The 19,000-nt window shown below is 51.6% G+C and carries 18 protein-coding genes; 8 read left to right on the top strand and 10 right to left on the bottom strand.

The genetic code is table 11. The features are described from left to right. Nucleotides 1–62 precede the first annotated feature (62 nt). Together hutH and hutU are read left to right on the top strand one after the other, a co-directional pair. A complete protein-coding gene (hutH, locus tag D6029_RS04135; RefSeq protein ID WP_244212369.1) occupies nucleotides 63–1,622 on the top strand; it encodes a histidine ammonia-lyase in 1,560 nt (519 codons plus the stop codon). A gap of 17 nt (nucleotides 1,623–1,639) precedes the next feature. After that, entirely contained in the window at nucleotides 1,640–3,325 is a 1,686-nt protein-coding gene (hutU, locus tag D6029_RS04140; RefSeq protein WP_120063550.1) for a urocanate hydratase, read from the top strand. A 4-nt stretch (nucleotides 3,326–3,329) separates the two neighbouring features. Here hutU and yddG read toward each other — a convergent pair whose 3' ends face one another. Then, the gene (yddG, locus tag D6029_RS04145) at nucleotides 3,330–4,220 is read right to left on the bottom strand and encodes an aromatic amino acid DMT transporter YddG (protein WP_120063551.1); all 891 of its coding nucleotides are present in this window, start codon (nucleotides 4,218–4,220) and stop codon (nucleotides 3,330–3,332) included. A 111-nt stretch (nucleotides 4,221–4,331) separates the two neighbouring features. After that, nucleotides 4,332–5,156 carry an ammonia-dependent NAD(+) synthetase gene (nadE, locus tag D6029_RS04150; protein ID WP_120063552.1) on the bottom strand — a complete coding sequence of 275 codons (825 nt, stop codon included), beginning with the start codon at nucleotides 5,154–5,156 and terminating at the stop codon, nucleotides 4,332–4,334. 256 nt (nucleotides 5,157–5,412) lie between these two features. On the opposite strand from nadE, the gene osmE reads away from it, so the two are divergent. After that, entirely contained in the window at nucleotides 5,413–5,751 is a 339-nt protein-coding gene (osmE, locus tag D6029_RS04155; protein WP_120063553.1) for an osmotically-inducible lipoprotein OsmE, read from the top strand. Between the two features lie 52 nt (nucleotides 5,752–5,803). On the opposite strand, the gene katE is transcribed toward osmE, so the two are convergent. Then, nucleotides 5,804–8,062, bottom strand: a complete 2,259-nt coding sequence (katE, locus tag D6029_RS04160) for a catalase HPII (protein WP_120063554.1) — start codon at nucleotides 8,060–8,062, stop codon at nucleotides 5,804–5,806. 157 nt (nucleotides 8,063–8,219) lie between these two features. Here katE and cedA point away from each other — a divergent pair, with 157 nt between their 5' ends. After that, nucleotides 8,220–8,459 (top strand): cell division activator CedA, encoded by a 240-nt coding sequence (cedA, locus tag D6029_RS04165; protein WP_120063555.1) that lies wholly within the window; start codon nucleotides 8,220–8,222, stop codon nucleotides 8,457–8,459. A 13-nt stretch (nucleotides 8,460–8,472) separates the two neighbouring features. Here cedA and D6029_RS04170 read toward each other — a convergent pair whose 3' ends face one another. The 5 genes from D6029_RS04170 to hxpB form a co-directional block, all read right to left on the bottom strand. Next, complete coding sequence (locus D6029_RS04170) at nucleotides 8,473–9,159, bottom strand: tetratricopeptide repeat protein (protein ID WP_120063556.1); 687 nt, start codon at nucleotides 9,157–9,159, stop codon at nucleotides 8,473–8,475. A 131-nt stretch (nucleotides 9,160–9,290) separates the two neighbouring features. Continuing rightward, nucleotides 9,291–10,682 carry an L-cystine transporter gene (locus tag D6029_RS04175; RefSeq protein WP_120063557.1) on the bottom strand — a complete coding sequence of 464 codons (1,392 nt, stop codon included), beginning with the start codon at nucleotides 10,680–10,682 and terminating at the stop codon, nucleotides 9,291–9,293. 133 nt (nucleotides 10,683–10,815) lie between these two features. Further along, entirely contained in the window at nucleotides 10,816–11,406 is a 591-nt protein-coding gene (locus tag D6029_RS04180; protein WP_120063558.1) for a metal-dependent hydrolase, read from the bottom strand. Nucleotides 11,407–11,519: 113 nt separating this feature from the next. Then, a complete protein-coding gene (gene kduD / locus D6029_RS04185) occupies nucleotides 11,520–12,281 on the bottom strand; it encodes a 2-dehydro-3-deoxy-D-gluconate 5-dehydrogenase KduD (protein ID WP_120063559.1) in 762 nt (253 codons plus the stop codon). Nucleotides 12,282–12,435: 154 nt separating this feature from the next. Beyond that, nucleotides 12,436–13,104, bottom strand: a complete 669-nt coding sequence (gene hxpB / locus D6029_RS04190) for a hexitol phosphatase HxpB (RefSeq protein ID WP_120063560.1) — start codon at nucleotides 13,102–13,104, stop codon at nucleotides 12,436–12,438. Nucleotides 13,105–13,271: 167 nt separating this feature from the next. Between hxpB and D6029_RS04195 the strand changes: the two genes are divergently transcribed. Beyond that, nucleotides 13,272–13,808, top strand: coding sequence for a YniB family protein (locus D6029_RS04195; RefSeq protein WP_120063756.1), 537 nt, complete (start codon nucleotides 13,272–13,274; stop codon nucleotides 13,806–13,808). Between the two features lie 35 nt (nucleotides 13,809–13,843). Here the strand turns inward: D6029_RS04195 and D6029_RS04200 are convergent, their stop codons facing one another. Both D6029_RS04200 and ghoS read right to left on the bottom strand, forming a co-directional pair. Continuing rightward, entirely contained in the window at nucleotides 13,844–14,704 is an 861-nt protein-coding gene (locus tag D6029_RS04200) for a fructosamine kinase family protein (protein ID WP_120063561.1), read from the bottom strand. 103 nt (nucleotides 14,705–14,807) lie between these two features. After that, nucleotides 14,808–15,098, bottom strand: a complete 291-nt coding sequence (gene ghoS, locus D6029_RS04205) for a type V toxin-antitoxin system endoribonuclease antitoxin GhoS (RefSeq protein ID WP_120063562.1) — start codon at nucleotides 15,096–15,098, stop codon at nucleotides 14,808–14,810. 242 nt (nucleotides 15,099–15,340) lie between these two features. Here ghoS and D6029_RS04210 point away from each other — a divergent pair, with 242 nt between their 5' ends. From D6029_RS04210 to thrS, 3 genes are all read left to right on the top strand, one after another. Further along, a complete protein-coding gene (locus D6029_RS04210) occupies nucleotides 15,341–16,099 on the top strand; it encodes a DUF481 domain-containing protein (RefSeq protein WP_120063563.1) in 759 nt (252 codons plus the stop codon). A 268-nt stretch (nucleotides 16,100–16,367) separates the two neighbouring features. Continuing rightward, the gene (locus tag D6029_RS04215; protein ID WP_120063564.1) at nucleotides 16,368–16,598 is read left to right on the top strand and encodes a hypothetical protein; all 231 of its coding nucleotides are present in this window, start codon (nucleotides 16,368–16,370) and stop codon (nucleotides 16,596–16,598) included. 471 nt (nucleotides 16,599–17,069) lie between these two features. Continuing rightward, a complete protein-coding gene (thrS, locus tag D6029_RS04220; protein WP_120063565.1) occupies nucleotides 17,070–18,998 on the top strand; it encodes a threonine--tRNA ligase in 1,929 nt (642 codons plus the stop codon). Nucleotides 18,999–19,000: the final 2 nt, after the last annotated feature.

Here is a 19,000-nt window from a genome sequence, read left to right on the forward strand (position 1 = left end):
TTAGTTAGGTTGTCTATACAACCATATACGTTCATATGAATTGATGCCATCAGGAACTCCTTATGTCGATGCAAAAAGGGTCGCTGCAAAAGAAGCTTTGCTGTCTCACTCCAGGGCGCGTAACGCTCGCCACACTGCGTGAAATCTATCATGGAACCGTGACGCTGAGTCTGGATCCCCAGGCCATTGACGCGGTTGAAAAAGCGCAACAAACCGTTGAAGCCATCGTCAAACATGGCGATGTGGTTTACGGCATTAATACCGGGTTTGGCAAACTGGCGCAAACCACTATCGCCAATGACCATCTGGCTGAATTGCAACGCAATCTGGTGCTTTCGCATAGCGTCGGCCTGGGTAAACCGCTGCCGGATGACGTGGTGCGCCTGGTGATGGCGAGCAAAATTATCAGCCTCGCGCGCGGTCATTCTGGCGTGCGCATGAACGTTATCGACAGTTTGTTGAACCTGTTTAACGCCGGAGTGATGCCGGTAATTCCAGAAAAAGGTTCGGTAGGCGCATCGGGGGATTTAGCGCCGCTGGCGCATCTTTCCTTGATGCTGTTAGGCGAAGGCAATGTACGGATCAATGGCGAAGAAATTCCTGCGATTGCCGGGCTGAAAATTGCTGGCGTTGAGCCGTTGGTGCTGGGGCCAAAAGAAGGGCTGGCGTTATTAAACGGCACCCAGGTTTCTACCGCACTGGCGCTGCGCGGCCTGTTTGAAGGCGAAAAAGTCTTTGGCGCGGGGCTGGTGGCGGGGGCGTTGTCCCTTGAGGCCATTCAGGGTTCGGTGAAACCGTTCGACGCCCGTATTCACGAAGCGCGTGGGCAAATCGGGCAAATTGACGTTGCGGCAGCGGTCAGAACCCTGCTGGAAGGCAGCGAAATCGTCAATTCCCATCAGCATTGCGGGCGCGTGCAAGACCCGTATTCCATTCGTTGCGTGCCACAGGTAATGGGCGCATGTCTCGATAACCTGCGCCACGCGGCGCGTGTGCTGCAAATCGAAGCCAACGCCGCTTCCGATAATCCGCTGGTGTTTAGCGAAACCGGTGAAGTGATTTCTGGCGGTAACTTCCATGCGGAACCGGTGGCGTTCGCCGCCGATATTCTGGCGCTGGCGATTGCCGAAATTGGCGCGATTTCCGAACGCCGTCTGGCGTTACTGCTCGATACCGGGCTTTCCGGCCTGCCGCCATTCCTGGTGAAAGAGGGCGGGATCAACTCCGGCTTTATGATTGCTCAAGTGACCGCCGCCGCTTTGGCCTCAGAGAACAAATCGCTGGCGCACCCAGGAAGTGTGGATAGCCTGCCAACTTCTGCCAACCAGGAAGATCACGTTTCTATGGCGACCTACGCCGCTCGCCGCCTGGGCGACATGTGCTTTAACACCGCAGCGGTTGTGGGCATCGAAGCGATGGCTGCCGCTCAGGGTATTGAGTTTTCCCGCCCGTTACGCAGTTCGGCGCTGATGGAACAGGTGTTTAGTGGCGTGCGCGAGCGCGTGGCCTTCCTCGATAAAGACCGTTTACTGGCACCCGATATTGAAAGTATGCGCCAGTGGGGTTGTAGCGGCGATTTGCCAGCAGCGATTACTCAACTCTTTCCTTCTACATCGGCCTGATGCCGGGAGCCACGACAATGACTGAATCTGTAAAACAGGCGGTAGCCCGCACGGTACGTGCTCCACATGGCAGCACGTTGCATTGTGAAAACTGGCTGATCGAAGCAGCTTACCGCATGATCCAGAATAACCTCGACCCGGATGTTGCCGAGCGCCCGGAAGATCTGGTGGTGTACGGTGGGATCGGCAAAGCTGCGCGTAACTGGGAATGCTTCGAGCAGATCCTTTCCTCACTTCGTTCGCTTAAAGCGGACGAAACGTTGCTGGTGCAGTCCGGTAAACCAGTGGGCATTTTCCGCACCCACGCTGACGCACCGCGCGTCTTAATCGCTAACTCCAACCTCGTTCCACACTGGGCTAACTGGGATCATTTCCACGAACTCGATAAAGCCGGGTTGATGATGTACGGCCAGATGACCGCCGGTTCGTGGATTTACATCGGCGCGCAGGGCATTGTGCAGGGCACGTTTGAAACCTTCGCCGAAGCGGGACGCCAGCACTACAACGGCGATCTACGTGGCAAGTGGATCCTTACGGCGGGCTTAGGTGGAATGGGCGGTGCGCAGCCGTTGGCAGGCGTGCTTGCAGGCGCTTCGGTGCTGGCAATTGAATGCCAGGAATCACGCATTGATTTCCGTCTGCGTACCCGTTACCTCGATTACAAAGCGACAAGTCTCGATGAAGCGCTGGCGATGATCGAACAGGCGAATGCAGAGAAAAAAGCCATCTCCGTAGGCCTGCTGGGGAACGCCGCCGAGTTGTTGCCGGAACTGGTAAAACGCGCCAAAGCGGGCGGAATCAAGCCTGATATTGTCACCGACCAAACCTCCGCGCACGATCCGGTGAACGGTTACTTGCCGTTGGGCTGGAGCGTGGAGCGCTGGCAGAGTGAACGCACAACACAGCCGAAAGCGGTAGAAAAAGCGGCGCGTGAGTCAATGGCGGTGCATGTTCAGGCGATGCTCGATTTCTGGGAAATGGGCGTGCCGACGGTGGATTACGGCAACAATATTCGCCAGGTCGCATTTGATGAAGGCGTGGAAAATGCCTTTGATTTCCCGGGCTTTGTTCCGGCCTATATTCGCCCGTTATTCTGCGAAGGCAAAGGGCCATTCCGCTGGGTGGCGCTGTCTGGCGACCCGGAAGATATCGCCAAAACCGACGCCAAACTCAAAGAACTCTTCCCGGATAACCATAACCTGCATCGCTGGCTGGATATGGCGCAAGAACGCATTGCGTTCCAGGGATTACCGGCGCGTATTTGCTGGCTGGGACTCGGCGAGCGTCATCTTGCCGGGCTGGCATTTAACGAAATGGTGCGCAACGGCGAGCTGAAAGCACCGATTGTTATCGGGCGCGATCATCTGGACTGCGGTTCGGTGGCGTCACCCAACCGTGAAACGGAATCCATGAAAGATGGTTCGGACGCGGTTTCTGACTGGCCGCTGCTTAACGCGCTGTTAAATACCGCGGGCGGCGCGACGTGGGTGAGTTTGCATCACGGCGGCGGCGTTGGAATGGGCTTCTCACAACACGCGGGCGTGGTGATTGTGGCGGATGGTACGCCAGAAGCGGCGGTGCGCTTGGGTCGCGTATTGTGGAATGACCCGGCAACGGGCGTGATGCGCCACGCCGATGCGGGTTATGAAAGTGCCGTGGAATGCGCGAAAGAACATGAATTAAAACTGCCGATGATCAAATAACGCGTTAACTGTAGCGGCGGGTTGCAAACCAACATAAAAGCGATCCGCCGACTACCATCGCAACACCCTGCCAGAAACCCCAGCCCGGATGTAAACCCAACCACAAACTCGCAATCAACGCCGAAAGCACCGGCGTAAAGTACGAGGCCGTCGCCAGCAACGTCATATTCCCGCGCTGAATGCCATGGTTCCAGGCCGAATAGGCTATCGCCGTGGAAGCGCCCATAAACAACAATTGCAGCGTTGAAGGCAGCGTGAAGTGAATCGGTGCTTCGCTAACAAAGGCAAATTTCACCCATAACACGGCTGCGGTGGCGCAGAAGAACAGCGAAACGCCATTTGTGCCTGCGCTCCAGCGGCGGGTGATATTGCAATAAAGCGCCCAAATGAGGGCGGCGGCAAACGCCAGGCCGTAAGCTAATGGGTTATCGAGAATGTTGTGCCACATCTGCAACGGCGACCATTCACCGTCGCCTTTCATCACTTGAACGATCCCCGCCAGAGAAAGCGCCAGCCCCGGCCAGAGCCATAAATTGCTGCGTTGCTGGTTGATAAACAGCGCCAGCAGAATGGTCAAACTCGGCCACAGGTAATTAATCATCCCCAGTTCTAATGACTGGCTGCGGCTATGGGCAAGGCCAATGGCTAAGGCGAGAAATATTTCGTAAGTGACAAATAACGCCCCGCCCACCCACAGATAGCGCGGCGGTATTTCACGGATTTTCGGTAAACCCCGCGCAACGCACAAGCAAATTGCGCTGACGGTGTAAATCAGTGCGGCACCGCCCACCGGGCCAAAATGCTCGCTGATACTGCGCAGTAAACCGACCGAGGTGCTCCAGAGGAGAATTGCCAGCAGGCCAAAAGCCGTGGCGCGTTTTGCAGAGGTGTCCATGTATTTCCAGAGCGGTATTGTCGGATGACGCTGTTGTACGACCTACACGCGAGAACGGGTTTTCGTAGGTCGGATAAGCGCAGCGTCATCCGACGCTATTTTCAGAAAGGGTTATTTCCAGAAATCATCAAACACGGTAATCGGCGTGCGACGTTTGTGTTCGGTTTTCAGATACCAGCCTTCGATGATTTTGCTGGTGCCTTCATCAAGGGTTTTGCCTTCAAGGTAATCGTCAATCTGCTCGTAAGTCACACCCAGCGCGGCTTCGTCCGGCAGAGAAGGGCGATCGTCTTCAAGATCCGCCGTCGGCGCTTTCTGGTACAAATGCTCCGGGCAGCCCAACGTTTTCAGCAGCGCTTTGCCCTGGCGCTTGTTCAGGCGAAAGATTGGGTTGATGTCGGTGCCGCCATCGCCGTATTTGGTGAAGAAGCCGGTTACTGCCTCTGCGCCGTGGTCAGTTCCGACCACCACGCCTTTAGTCATTCCGGCAATGCTGTATTGCGCTTTCATACGTTCGCGGGCTTTTTCGTTGCCGCGAATAAAATCGCTCAGTTCAATTCCCGCTTCGCGCAGCGCTTGCTCGCTCGCCAATACCGCACCTTTGATATTCACGGTTAATACGCGGTCGGGTTGGATAAAGGTGATGGCGTCCTGGCAGTCTTGCTCATCGGCCTGCACGCCAAACGGTAAGCGCACGGCAATAAACTGGTAGCTGCTATCGCCGGTTTCTTCGCGCAGTTCGTTTATCGCAGTCTGGCAAAGTTTGCCGGTCAAAGTGGAGTCCTGGCCGCCGCTGATGCCCAGCACCAGAGACTTAATGAAGGGATATTTTTGTAGGTACGACTTTAAAAAATCGACGCTGACACGAATCTCGTGTGCCGGTTCGATCTGTGGTTTAACCCCCAAAGCCTGAATAATCTCTTGTTGCAGAGCCATTTAACCCCTCCGATTGAAATTCACCTGCGCGCGCAGGCATATAGATTAAAACTAACCTTTTGTAGGTAAAACGACAAGACTCATGCGGGAACATGGGAACCATTTGGCGCGATTTAGAGCGATTCGACGCTAACCTGGTGTTTTGTATAATAATCCTAAAATTTGTTCATTTGGTCTGCTTAGTTGAAAAAAGCGCTTTTATATTCCAGGCTTATCTAACACGCATGAGCAATACCCTGAAAAACGAGGATAAAATATGAACAAGACTTTCGCAGGAATTTTAGGTGCAGCAGCGGTAATGACTATGTTGGCGGGTTGTACGGCCTATGATCGCACAAAAGATCAGGTTGCGACCCCAGTTGTAAAAGACGTGAAAAAAGGCATGAGCCGTGAGCAAGTGCAGCAAGTTGCCGGTAAGCCTTCTTCTGAAATCACCATGGTTCACGCACGCGGCACTTGCCAGACTTATATTCTTGGCCAGCGTGATGGCAAAACCGAAACTTATTTCGTCGCCCTTGATGAAACCGGTCATGTGATGAATTCCGGTTATCAGACTTGTGCCGAGTACGACACTGATCCACAAACCAAAAAATAAATTCCCGTTATAAATAAAAAAGCCGTCACAGATGTGACGGCTTTTTTGTGGGTTACGCCGGGATATGCGCGATTTTGTTATGTCGCGACCAGACGCGGTGAGCGGCTAACAGTTTCAGGAAATCATCGGTAAATGCTGTTGTGACAGTGTCACCTTCAACAATGCCTTCCTCGCCTTGTGCATCAATGCCCAGTTTAGATTTGAACTGTCGGGCATCGCCAGACAGGCCAATAACTTTCAAATGTTTATAAGCTTCCAGTAAATAATAAGCGGCATCGCCATTATCAAGAATGGAACTCAAGTCGCCGCCAGGCACAATGACCGCATCCACCGTTACGGAAGGTGAACCCGCAAAGGTGGCGGCAACAGGAAGTTGCGAACCATCGTTGGCGGTAATTTCCCCGAGTCGGGCAAACAGCAGTTTGGTATGCACGCCCTGAGCCTTCAGCGCTTTCATGGTCACCAGCACATCTGCCGCATTGGCTTTTTCACTAAGCAAAATCGCCACCACGCGACCTTTCACGGTGCCGCTCGGCACGGCATACAGACTCAGGCTTGGATCTTTCTTCAGGCCGTTGACGTCTTTCGGTGGCGCGATATGCATTTGCTCATCAGAAAGCTCAATTCCGAGATTTTCTGCCACCGGATTGGCGAGAGAAATATCAATATGAATCAGATGATCCACCACTCTTTCGCGGATATAAGGCCGTGCGACCTTCGATAATTCAAAACTAAAAGCGCTGATAATGTGCTGCTGTTCAACTGGCGTCTGGCTCTGCCAGAACAGGCGCGGTTGCGAGTAATATTCGCCAAACGATGGGCTACGCTCGCGGACTTTATGCCCTTCGATGCGTTCCTGATAACTTTCAAAACCGCCGCGTTTCGGGCCGGGCGGTGTTTCACGCGGCCAGTTATCGTTAATGGAATTCGGCTCGTAGTTCGCCGGATTATTGTCGATATCCATGCGGTGCATGCCGTCGCGCTGGAAGTTGTGATACGGGCAAGTTGGGCGATTAATCGGGATTTCGTGGAAGTTTGGCCCACCCAGACGACTGATTTGCGTGTCGGTATACGAGAACAAACGCCCCTGCAACAGCGGATCGTTACTGAAATCCAGCCCTGGAACGATATGGCCGGGGTGGAATGCCGCCTGTTCGTTTTCGGCAAAGAAGTTATCCGGGTTGCGATTGAGCGTCATTTTGCCCACCAGATGAACCGGCACCAGCTCTTCCGGGATCAGCTTGGTCGGGTCGAGCAGGTCAAAGTCATACTTAAATTCGTCCTCTTCTGGAATTAATTGCAGCCCCAGTTCGTATTCCGGGAAGTCACCGGCTTCAATAGATTCCCAAAGGTCACGGCGGTGGAAATCCGGGTCACGGCCCGTCAGTTTTTGCGATTCGTCCCAGATTAGCGAGGCTTTACCGGCGACAGGTTTCCAGTGGAAGCGCACGAACGTCGCTTTGCCTTCGGCATTAATCAGGCGGAAGGTGTGAATGCCAAAACCTTCCATGGTGCGATAACTGCGCGGCAGGCCACGGTCAGACATCGCCCACATGACGTTGTGCAGGGTTTCGGGCTGGAGCGAAACATAGTCCCAGAAGGTGTCATGCGCGCTGCCGCCTTGTGGAATCGCCCAGTGTGGCTCGGGTTTGACGGCGTGGACAAAGTCCGGGAATTTATGCGCGTCCTGAATGAAGAACACCGGCGTATTGTTGCCGACTAAATCGAAAATCCCTTCTTCGGTATAAAACTTCGTCGCAAAACCGCGGATGTCACGCACCGTGTCGGCAGACCCCGCGCCGCCTTGCACGGTAGAGAATCGTACAAATACCGGAGTGATTTTGTCCGGGTCAGACAAGAAGTCGGCTTTGGTCACATCGGACATATTTTTGTACGGCTGGAAATAGCCATGAGCCGCAGAACCACGGGCATGGACGATACGCTCGGGAATACGCTCATGGTCAAAATGGGTGATTTTTTCCCGCAGGATAAAATCTTCCAGGAGTGTAGGCCCGCGCGTACCGGCGCGTAACGAGTTTTGGTCATCGGCAATGCGCACGCCCTGATTGGTGGTGAGTGGGAAGTTTTCACCATCTTTGCGATGCACATCGAGGGATTTCAGTTTTTCGTTGGAGGTATCCGGGCTTTTAACGCTGCCAGGGGCGGTGGGTTGTGCGCCGGGTGGAGTGGGTTCAGCAGAAGGGCGGTGTGAGCCATCCTCGGGTGCCAGTGAGTCCATTCCGGGTTTAGATTCATTGGCGTCATGTATCGGTGCGTTGTGGCTTAGCGGATGTTTATCGTTCGTCGACATTGAACTCATCTCCTGATTTAGTCTTGTTATAAGGGTGCTTTGTATGATCAAAACACCTTTAACTATAGAACAAGGTCATCTCAACGCGAGACGAGGAGGGCAGTTCTCCGCTATCATAGTGAAGTTGTTCATCAATTTAGTTTCGATTCCATAGCCTATGAAACCTTTGCGCCAACCCAATACTCGTCCCGTTCTTACATACCAACCGCGTGTTGAACCCGCGCCACCGGCCCATGCATGGCGTGTCGAAGGGTTCAAGGATGTGTGGATGCTACGCAATCGCTATGTGGCATTTGTGCTGGTGGGGAATGCGTTCCGCCAGTCGCCGCCGTTTACGTTACCGGAGGCCGCGCAACGTTGGGCGACGCAGGTCAGAAATGAAAATGAGATTTCCTGAAGGGAACGGCGGTTTACCCGCCGTTACTGATTCGTTCGAACTCTTCGCAGCCGGTATCAAAACCTTCTGTGCAGCTTAAATTTAGCCACTGCAACGCGCGTTGTTTGTTGGCGGTAATAAATCCTTTCTCACCATTCAAAAACAGCATGCCCGCCCAGTACTCGGCGTAACCGGTGCGGGACAGTGTCGAGCTGCGTTTGAACCAGAATGTTGCTTTGTCATCATCCTGGGCGATGCCGACGCCGTTGGCGTACAGCAAGCCTAAGAACATTTGTGCATCTACCGCTGAGTCACTTTCTATATCTTGCGAAGCGCTTTCCAGTAATTTCACGGCGGCCGGGTAATCCGGATTGCCCGCCTGGGTATTCACCAGAATCCGCGCCAGCGTGACTTCGCCTGTTTTACTTCCGCGCTGAACGGCCTGTTCAGCTAATGATTTGGCTTTTTGGTAATCAGCTGCGTCCGGGTTTTGAATTTTTAATTGCGCCAAAAGGGCGAGCGCATCAGCATCTCCCTGAGCCGCTGATTTCGCCGCCCACTCTTCGGCTTGCTGATATTCGCCTGCGCTAAAAAGGGTATCGGCCAGGTAAAACTGGGCACGGCTGTCACCCGTTTGCGCTTGTTTCAGGTAAGGGCTATCGGGCGTTTCGGCCCAGGCGGTGGATATACACAACAAAAGCAGAATGCAGAATCGTGTCATGACTGTAGTGGTCCGTAGAATGCGAGAATGTTTTGGGGCCCTGTCGCGGGCTCTAAGTTATCAATAAAAAACGGCTCCCTGTTACAGGAGCCGTTTTATTGTCGCAGATAATACAGTCGTTTTGCTAATGTTTAGCGATGCGCCAGTTCCGCTTCTTCGTCGCTATTAAGCACTTCTTTATCGGTCTGTTTCATCAACTGGCTGGTGATAGTACCGGCAGTCATGGAGCCGCTAACGTTCAGAGCGGTACGGCCCATGTCGATAAGCGGTTCAACAGAAATCAGCAGCGCGACCAGAGTCACCGGCAAGCCCATGGCTGGCAGAACAATCAGCGCGGCGAATGTGGCACCGCCACCGACACCGGCAACGCCTGCGGAGCTAACGGTCACGATTCCGACCAGAGTAGCAATCCATACCGGGTCAAGCGGGTTAATGCCGACAGTAGGAGCGACCATCACCGCCAGCATGGCAGGGTACAGACCCGCACAACCGTTCTGGCCGATGGTGGCACCGAAGGACGCCGCAAAGCTGGCGATGGACTCAGGCACGCCCAGACGACGCGTTTGCGCTTCCACGTTCAATGGAATACTTGCAGCGCTGGAGCGGCTGGTGAAGGCAAAGGTCAGTACCGGCCATACTTTGCGGAAGTATTTCAGCGGGCTAACGCCGTTGACTGTCAGCAGGATGGCGTGCACGCCGAACATAATTGCCAGGCCCAGGTAAGAAGCAACCACGAAGCTGCCCAATTTGATGATGTCTTGCAAGTTAGAACCGGCAACGACTTTGGTCATCAGAGCCAGCACGCCGTATGGCGTCAGTTGCATCACCAGACGAACCAGTTTCATCACCCAGCTTTGCAGGGTATCAATGGCAACCAGAACGCGTTCACCTTTTGGTGCATCGTCTTTCAACAATTTCAGGGCAGCGACACCGAGGAAGGCCGCGAAAATCACCACGCTGATGATTGACGTTGGGTTGGCACCGGTCAGGTCGGCAAACGGGTTTTTCGGCACGAAGGAGAGAATCAGCTGCGGCACGTTCAGGTCAGCCACTTTACCCACGTAGGTGGATTGGATGGTGCTCAGACGTGCAGTTTCCGCAGTCCCTTGCACCAGGCCTTCGGCAGTCAAACCAAACAGGTTGGTGACTAATACGCCGACGAGGGCTGAAATCAAAGTGGTGAACAGCAAGGTGCCGATGGTCAGCACGCTGATTTTACCCAACGATGATGCATTATGCAGTCGGGCAACCGCGCTCAGAATTGAGGCGAAGACCAATGGCATGACGATCATTTGCAGCAGTTGAACATAGCCGTTACCGACGATGTTGAACCATTGAATAGATTGCTTCAGTACCGGGCTGTCTTCACCGTAAATGGTATGCAGAGCAAGACCAAATACCACGCCGATAACCAAACCAAGCAGCACTTTTTTCGCCAGACTCCACTGTTTATGGCGAGTTTGCGCCAGTAACAGCAGCAGAATAACGAACACAATAACGTTCGCTATAAGTGGAAAATTCATCCCGTATCTCCTGAGTGTTTTGTAAGCAGGTAGACTTAATTGCTACCTTTATTCGGTAAATCGTACCAGAAGCTTATAGCGAGGCTTATATTCAAAAGGAATTGATTATTACAAAATGATTAGTTTTGTACGATTATTGTACCCGGTGGTTATTTAAAAAACGATCGAAGGACGTTTGCAGCGAAATTATCATGTGCGATGACCACCGCACTGCACTGTTTTCGGGCACACCCTGCGGCATCCACACCGCCAGACCAAAAAACACCATGCATAAAGCACGCTCAAGTTGGTTACCTTTTTGCGGTCTGATGATCGGGAAACGAAAACGCCAGCGGCATGGCCACAGCAGCGGAACGCCAGCCGGGGTCAGCATATCTGCCAGAATATGACTCAAATAACCCAGCACCATTCCCTGCAACGCATCGGCGGGAATCAGCCAGGTTTCTGGCACCTTGAGGTAGAACAGCGCGAGACTGGCGAACACGGCAAATAAGCTATGGGTAAAGCCCCGATGGCCGCAGGCGCGGGCAATGGGTTTAGAAATCCACGGCAAACGCTGGCCGAGAAAAGACTTAGGATGGTCAATATCCGGTAATAAGCAGGTCAGAATGGCTGAAGGCACGATATGCCACCAGTCGCCCTGAGCGAGCACTGGCGTCAGTTCGGCATTTTTAGCAAAAACTGCACAGGCAATGGAAAAAAGAAGGTGGCCTTCCGCCGTCATGATACTACCTGGATGAAAACTGTCGATTCATACAGTATAGGGTTTTTATACAGTGGACGGAAGAGGTGACGGCGTAACATTTTGCAACCGCCAGTTGCCCGGCGGCGGCGTGTTTAGCGGGCTAGCCAGCCGCCATCGACGGCAACGGTGTAACCGTTGACGTAATCAGAAGCGCTCGAAGCGAGAAAGACAATCGGCCCTTGCAGATCGGACGGCAGCCCCCAACGACCCGCCGGAATGCGGTCGAGGATTTCCTGACTGCGCTGTTCGTCATCCCGGAGTTGCTGCGTGTTATTTGTCGCCATGTATCCCGGCGCGATAGCATTCACATTGATGTTGTGTTGCGCCCATTCGTTCGCCAGCAGGCGGGTGACGCCGAGTACTGCACTTTTCGATGCCGTATAAGAAGGGACGCGAATGCCGCCCTGGAACGAAAGCATCGAGGCGATGTTGATAATTTTGCCGCCGCTTCCTTGCTTGATGAACTGCTTTGCCACCGCCTGTGACAGAAAGAACACGGATTTAATATTCAGGTTCATCACGTCGTCCCAATTCTTCTCGCTGAATTCCAGGGCATCTTCGCGGCGAATGGTTCCGGCGTTGTTCACCAGGATGTCGATTTTCCCCATCCCGGCGACGGCTTGATCCACGATGCTGGCGATGGCGTCCTGCTGGCTTAAATCTGCCTGAATCGCCATAAAGCGCCGCCCAAGCGCCTGCACTTTTTGCGCTGTCTCTTGCGGAACTTTGCGGTTCACGCTGACGATGTCACAGCCAGCTTCCGCCAGGCCAATCGCCATTCCCTGACCCAATCCAGTGTCACAACCCGTGACGATAGCGACTTTGCCATGCAGATTAAAAGCATCGAGAATCATAGTTACCCCGGTATCCGGAAATGCGCACTTGCGCGTGTGAATAAAGGATAGGTAGGGGATGAGGTAAATTCAAACTTAATTGAAATGACGTTTCAATAAATTTGACGCAGGTAGGGTTTTGAGAAAGATGCGGGGAACCCCGCATCTTAAAATATTAGCCAATCAGGTGTTCAGGACGTAACTCAGTGAGCGAAGCGAGTTTCACATTCGCCAGGCACCAGCGTTCGTCGTGACGGTTTTCTTCTGCCGGAACCACAATCGAACGCATACGCGCGGCTTTGGTAGCAATCATGCCGTTCACCGAATCTTCAAGGGTTACGCAGGTGAGTGGATCAACACCCAGTTTGGCGGCGGCATCGAGATAAACTTGCGGATGCGGTTTGCTGTACGGCAGGCGTTCTGCGGAAGCAATGGCGTCAAACTGGTCGCGCAGGTCAAACATTTCCAGCACGCGCTCAAGCATATGCAAAGGTGAGGCTGATGCCAGACCGACTTTCAGACCCTGTGCTTTACATAATGCCACGGCCTCGCGAACACCCGGTAAAATAGGGCGTTTCTCTTCTACCAGCGTAATGGCGCGAGTGATAACGCGCTGGGTGACTTCTTCACGCGATGGGCCATTCCAGGGTTGCTGGGCAAACCATAAATCCACCACCAGGTCGATACGCAGACCGAGCGTGTCAGGCAGTTCGGAGCGGCGCGAAATATCCACTCCCAGGCTTGCCATGACTTCCAGCTCGGCCTCGTCCCATAATGGTTCTGAATCAATCAGCAAACCGTCCATATCAAAAATTGCAGCTAAAATCTGGCGAGTTACAGCCATTTATCGACTCCTGTCTGTGTGCATTACCAATAAGATGCCTTATGAATAGCTGGAATCGGCGCATGTTGCCACCGCTTTGTGAAAATCGCCCGCAAAGCTCAGGCGAAATCACATCAGACGAGGTAAACTTTGTGCCAACAAGTTACGTCTCAACCAAAGGGGAACGAATGACGTATCAACAAGCTGGACGCATTGCCGTGCTCAAACGTGTGGCTGGCTGGGTGATTTTCATCCCGGCGGTGATTTCAACACTGATTTCAATTTTGAAGTTCATGTACGAACATAGCGAAAAACAAGCGGGCATTAATGCCGTGATGCTGGATTTCGCGCACGTGATGATTGAGATGATGCGTTTTAATACGCCGTTTTTAAATTTCTTTTGGTACAACTCGCCGCAACCTGAATTCCATCAACAAGCTAACGTGCTGTTTTGGGTGATCTACGCGCTGATATTTATTGGTTTAGCTTTACAAGCTTCGGGCGCACGCATGAGTCGCCAGGCAAAGTTTCTGCGCGAAGGTGTGCAGGATCAATTGATTCTGGAGCAGGCAAAGGGGCCGGAAGGGTTAACGAAAGAACAAATCGACGCGAAGATTGTGGTGCCGCGACATACCATTTTCCTGCAAATTTTCCCGCTCTATATTTTACCCGTCATTATTATCGTTATCGGTTACTTCTTCTTTTCACTTTTGGGTTTTATCTAGAAAAACGCCACTCCGGTTTGGGAGTGGCGAGGTTTTTACGCGGCTAAAACTCTATCAAGCGCTTTCTGCGCGACCACTAAGTGCTGGCCGCCAAATAAAATGGCGCGGTTGAGCAGGGTGTAGAGTTGATAAATCGGCTGACGTAACAGGAAATCGGCGGGGAGCGGGGAAACTGACTGGTATCCGTCATAAATTTGCGGTGGTTGATCCGGATGTAATGGCAGCATGGCTAAATCGCACTCTCTGTCTCCCCAGTAACAGGCCGGATCGTAAATGAACGGCCCGTCCGGCCCCATCGCGCAATTCCCTGACCACAAATCGCCATGTAATAAAGAAGGTTGCGGCTGGTGAGAGGCGAGGGCTTGATGGACAAACTCGACGATTAAGTCGATGTCACCAAACTGAATACCCTTTTCAGCGGCAAGTTCCAGTTGCCAGCCGATGCGTTGTTCGGCAAAGAAGGTTGACCAGCGCCGTTGCCAGGCGTTGGGCTGCGGCGTAGTAGAAAGGTCGTTATCAAAATCGAGCCCGAACTGCGGCTGGTCGCTCCACTCATGCAAACGCGCTAGCTGCTGCCCGAGCAAAAAGGCATTGTGCGCATCCAGCGGTTTCGCAGGCAGGTATTCGAGTAGCAGGAAGCTGTAATCACGATCGCTACCGAGCGCCCAAACTTTTGGGACGCGCACCGTATGACTGCGCGAGAGCAATTCAAGTTGATCGGCTTCGGCGGTGAAAATGGGCAACATCTCGCGAGCATCGCTTTTGACAAAAATCTCATGACCGGCATAGTGAATACGCCAGGCGGCGTGGATTTCTCCACCGGGTAATTCCGTGCGTTGTTCAATTTCTGCTGTGCCGAGTTGTTCACTTAACAGACGACTAATGGCTTGCCACATGATACTTCTCCCCAGGTTTTCTGGTAGATCATTAGCTTATCGCTGTTAACCGGGTCAAACTTCGAACTAACGCACATCCCCGGTCATGATATTTGAAACAATGCTATTTACTGTCTTGCTGCCAGGTGTCCCAGGTGGTGACTGAAACTTCTGGTTCGGTTCCCAGGGCTAGAGTGCCAAGGCTGCGGGCGAGTTCTTCAACTTCCTGCGGGCTGAGGGGGCTTATCAAGCCGAAAGTGTTAATACCCAATTCATGGATTTTCCCTTCTTCGTCGGACATCGTCAGTAAAAAACCGCCGCGCGTCAGATGGTTATTTAACTCGTTCAGCTCCGTGAGGTTGTGTTCCTGAAATTTTAATGTGACGACATAGCGCTCGATGTCTCCGTTACTCATGATTCACCTCGTTGTTATCCCGAAGGTTTTAGCATAGTCCTTCTGCGAAAAATGGCGACTTTTGGCGAAACGATAGTGTGGCTTGCAAACGCACGTTGCAGAATCTTCTTGTTCAAACGTCCGGCAACAATCATCTAAAGTCACTCTCTCTTGTGTAGTTTATTTTTAAATTTGATAAACTGCGCGTCGTTAAATGGTCGGGTCTAACCACAAACCCGCGACACGTACTTTAGAGAATTGAAATGAATTTTGTTAAGACAGTACCGGCTGCAATTTTGCTGACCGGAAGTGCGCTTTTAAGTCACTTTGCAATTGCAGATAATTCGGTTTTCACTGTCATGGATGACCCAGCTACTGCTAAAAAGCCTTTCGAAGGTAACCTGAATGCGGGCTATTTGGCTCAATCAGGTAACACCACGAGTTCCTCGCTGACGGCGAACACCAACATGACCTGGTATAACACCTCTACCGCATGGTCAATATGGGGTAATGCGAACAACACTTCTGCGAACGATCAGCGCTCTTCTGAGACTTACGCAGCGGGTGGTCGTAGCCGTTACAATATGACAGACAGTGATTATCTGTTTGGCCAGGCAAGCTGGTTGACTGACCGCTTCAACGGCTATCAAGCTCGTGACGTACTCACCGCGGGTTATGGTCGCCAGTTCCTGAGCGGGCCGGTGCACAGTCTGCGTGTGGAATTTGGTCCGGGTGTTCGTTATGACGAGTACACTGACGGTGAGCATAAAACTCAGGCTCTGGGTTATGCGTCCGGTATCTACAACTGGCAGTTGACTGATAACGCCAAATTTATCCAGGGCGTTTCTGTGCTGGGTAGTGAAGATACAACCGTGAACTCCGAAACGGCGCTCGAAGTGGCAATTAATGAGCACTTTGGTTTACGTGTTGGCTATAACGTCACCTGGAACTCCAATCCGCCAGATTCTGCTCCGGAACATACAGACCGCCGTACCGCGATTACTCTTGGCTATAAGATGTAATTGGCTAAGCCGGGGAATACCCGGCTTTATTGTTTTATATTACCATTACGTGCTAATATAATTATGGCCCGCGGTTTTATTTTAATTAAAAATGAAATCCAAAACACTTTCTCCATAATTTCTCCTTAATCAGTGTTTTAGTCATATCTTCTGTATATTTGACACGAATTGATAAATAAACACCCTTGTCAAAAGTGTGATCTGGATCTACTCTTGTTTTGTGGCGAGTTAATAACTTGCTGGTCCACTAAATAAGAGAATAAAGAATATGAAAAATATTAAATATGCTACTATAGCCGTTGCCCTTTCGGTGCTTTCATTTGGTGCATTTGCTGCAGCACCTACAGCTACCACTACAACAGAAACTGCTCCATCCTCCGTATGGCATGCGGCAGATATCGAAGCCGGCTCAAATATTCAGCCTGGCGCGCAATCTACAGGTCAATCTATGGATGATGCGTTCAATGTCCATACCCTGGTAGCAGGTGATTGGTCATAATTGCACTAAATTTTATTATCCTCGTATGCGGTAAAGATAATTGATCGCTCAATTTAAGTGACGCATAAAATAAAAAGCCGAGCATGAAGCCCGGCTTTTTTACGTCTTATTATTTGTGCCACTATCCAGATTGGTATTTAGTTGAAACTTTAGGGGAGCTTATTAATAGTGACTATTGTGTCAGCGTTTTAATTAATAAGGATGACTAACCAGTGCTATTAAAGTAGTGATAAAACAGGTGGTTATTCTTATTGTCAGATAATGCATTGCCATTGCAAGGCGCGACAATCCCTCCCGAAAGTGATAGTATTCTCAACCGTCGCGAAGCAGTGAACGACACGCTCGCGCATAAATTGTGCAATCGGCCTTGCAATTGTAGGTGAGATGACTGCACAACCAATTGAAACTAAAGCAAAATAAACGTTGCATGTGATCTTACGTGTGGGTCACCACTGCAAATAAGGACTTATAATGCCTGTTATTACTCTTCCTGATGGCAGCCAACGCCATTACGACCACGCTGTTAGCCCGCTCGATGTAGCACTGGATATCGGTCCAGGCCTCGCAAAAGCGTGTATCGCTGGCCGTGTTGATGGTGAACTGGTTGATGCATCCGATGTTATTGAGCACGATGCTAAACTCGCGATTATCACTGTTAAAGATGAAGCTGGTCTGGAGATTCTCCGCCACTCATGCGCCCACTTATTGGGTCATGCCATCAAACAGCTGTGGCCGCACACCAAAATGGCGATTGGCCCGGTGATCGACAACGGATTTTACTATGACGTTGATATCGACCACACGCTGACGCAGGAAGATCTTGAGCTGCTCGAGAAGCGTATGCACGAGCTGGCTGAGAAAGATTACGATGTCATCAAGAAGAATGTGAGCTGGCATGAAGCCCGCGAAACATTCGTGAACCGTGGCGAAAGCTACAAAGTTGCGATTCTTGATGAAAACATCAGCCATGACGATAAGCCTGGTCTTTATCATCATGAAGAATATGTTGATATGTGTCGTGGCCCGCACGTACCGAATATGCGTTTCTGCCATCATTTCAAACTGCAGAAAACTTCCGGTGCTTACTGGCGTGGCGATAGCAACAACAAGATGCTGCAACGTATCTACGGCACTGCATGGGCAGATAAAAAACAACTGAACGCCTATCTGCAACGCCTGGAAGAAGCATCCAAACGTGACCACCGTAAAATTGGTAAGCAACTCGACCTGTATCATATGCAGGAAGAAGCACCTGGTATGGTGTTCTGGCACAACGACGGTTGGACTATCTTCCGTGAGTTGGAAGTGTTTGTGCGCTCCAAACTCAAAGAGTACCAGTATCAGGAAGTGAAAGGCCCGTTCATGATGGACCGTGTGCTGTGGGAAAAAACCGGCCACTGGGACAACTATAAAGACGCAATGTTTACCACTTCTTCCGAGAACCGTGAATATTGCATCAAACCAATGAACTGCCCAGGTCACGTTCAGATCTTCAACCAGGGCTTGAAATCCTACCGTGACCTGCCATTGCGTATGGCTGAGTTTGGTAGCTGCCACCGTAACGAACCGTCAGGCGCGTTGCATGGTCTGATGCGTGTTCGCGGCTTTACTCAAGACGATGCGCACATTTTCTGTACCGAAGAACAAGTTCGTGATGAAGTAAACAGCTGTATCCGCATGGTTTATGACATGTACAGCACCTTCGGTTTTGAAAAAATCGTTGTGAAACTGTCTACTCGTCCTGAAAAACGCATCGGTACTGATGAAATGTGGGACCGTGCAGAGGCCGATTTGGCTGTTGCGCTGCAAGAAAATAATATTCCGTTTGATTATCAACCGGGTGAGGGTGCATTCTATGGCCCTAAAATTGAATTTACCCTGTACGACTGCCTGGACCGTGCATGGCAGTGTGGTACTGTACAGCTAGACTTCTCATTACCATCACGTTTGAACGCTTCGTTTATCGGCGAAAGTAACGAACGCCTGGTTCCGGTAATGATTCACCGTGCAATTCTCGGGTCAATGGAACGTTTCATTGGTATCCTGACCGAAGAATTCGCGGGTTTCTTCCCAACCTGGCTTGCGCCGGTACAAGCAGTGATCATGAATATCACTGATGGACAGTCTGAATACGTTAGCGAATTGACCCGTAAACTGCAAAATGCTGGCATTCGTGTAAAAGCAGACTTGAGAAATGAGAAGATTGGCTTTAAAATCCGTGAACACACGTTGCGTCGTGTCCCCTACATGTTAGTTTGTGGCGATAAAGAGGTCGAAGCAGGCAAAGTAGCCGTTCGCACCCGTCGTGGCAAAGATTTGGGGAGCATGGACGTAAACGAACTGATTGAAAAACTGCAATTAGAAATTCGCAGTCGCAATCTTAATCAACTAGAGGAATAGAG

The sequence above is a fragment of the Buttiauxella izardii genome, assembly GCF_003601925.1.
Lineage (GTDB): Bacteria > Pseudomonadota > Gammaproteobacteria > Enterobacterales > Enterobacteriaceae > Buttiauxella > Buttiauxella izardii.